At 69.0% G+C, this 1,452-nt stretch carries 1 protein-coding gene; it reads left to right on the forward strand.

From position 1 onward, the window contains the following. Positions 1 to 65 precede the first annotated feature (65 nt). Positions 66 to 1,328: an IS701 family transposase gene (locus ACFVX9_RS39775; protein WP_387987195.1), complete on the forward strand. Its 1,263-nt coding sequence runs from the start codon at positions 66 to 68 to the stop codon at positions 1,326 to 1,328. The last annotated feature ends 124 nt before the right edge of the window (positions 1,329 to 1,452 follow it).

The raw sequence follows: 1,452 nt of genomic DNA on the forward strand, positions 1-1,452 counted from the left end.
CTAGTAGGGCTTTGTTAGGTGCCCCGGATGATCGGCCAGGGTGGGGTTGTGATTTTCTTTCAGGTGTGACACCTGAGGAGATGGAGATGGTCCGCCCACGCTTGGAGGCGTTCGCGGCCCAGATGCTGGGTTCGCTGGCCCGTCGGGATCAGCGGGCCAAGGGCGAGCTGTACCTGCGCGGGCTGATGCTGGACGGTAAGCGCAAGTCGATGCAGCCGATGGCCGAGCGCCTGGGTGTGGATCACCAGCAGTTGCAGCAGTTTGTCTCCTCCTCCACGTGGGACTATGCCAAGGTTCGGGAGCGGCTGGCCCGTTGGGCTTCGGCGCACATCGCGCCCGAGGCGTACGCGATCGACGACGTCGGCTTCCCCAAGGACGGCTACGACTCTCCGGGGGTGGCCCGGATGTACTGCGGCGCACTGGGTAAACGCGGCAACTGCCAGATCGGCGTCAGCGTGAACCTGGTGTCCGACCGCGCGTCCTCAGCGGTCGACTGGCGCCTGTTCCTGCCCGAGAGCTGGGACGACACCAAACACGGCGATGACGCGCTGCTGGCCGAGGCGATCCGCCGCCGCCGGGCCAAGGCCGGCATCCCCGACGACGAGCGGCACCGGGAGAAGTGGCGCCTGGCCCTGGACATGCTGGATGAGGTCCGCGGGCAGTGGGAGCTGCCCGACCTGCCGGTGGTCGCCGACGCCGGATACGGCGACGCCACCGGCTTTCGCGAGGGCCTGACCGAACGCGGCCTGACCTACGCGGTCGCGGTCAAGGCCACCACCACCGCCCACCCGGGCTACGCGGTACCCGAACGCCCGCCGTACTCCGGGCAGGGCCGCCCACCCGTCTCCGCCTACCCCCAGCCGCACACCACCCTGCGCCAACTCGCCCTGGAAGAAGGACGATCAGCGCTGCGGACAGTGACCTGGCGCCAGGGCGGCAAGGCCACCAAGCACAACCCGAACGCCGAAATGCGCTCCCGATTCCTGGCCCTGCGGGTGCGCCCGGCGAACCGCACCATCCGCCGGGCCGCCGACGGATCCCTGCCCGACTGCTGGCTGCTGGCCCAGTGGCCACCCGACAGCGCCGAGCCCACCGACTACTGGCTCTCGACACTTCCCACCGACACCCCGCTACGCGAGCTGGTGCGAATCGCCAAGATCCGCTGGCGAGTCGAACACGACTACCGCGAACTCAAGGACGGTCTCGGCCTGGACCACTTCGAGGGCCGCAACTACTCCGGCTGGCACCGCCACGTCACCCTCGCCGCCCTCGCCCAGGCCTTCTGCACCATGCTCAGGCTCGACCCAAAAGCCCCTGCGCCGGCCTGACCCTGTACGCGGTCCTCCGCGAACTCCAGGCCCTCCTGGCCACCTGGACCGGCGCCTGCTCGATATGCGGCCAACCCGCACCAACCCCCGACCCCCACCATAGGACCTAACAAAGCCCTACTAG

The sequence above is a fragment of the Kitasatospora sp. NPDC058243 genome (assembly GCF_042882025.1).
Taxonomy (GTDB): domain Bacteria; phylum Actinomycetota; class Actinomycetes; order Streptomycetales; family Streptomycetaceae; genus Kitasatospora.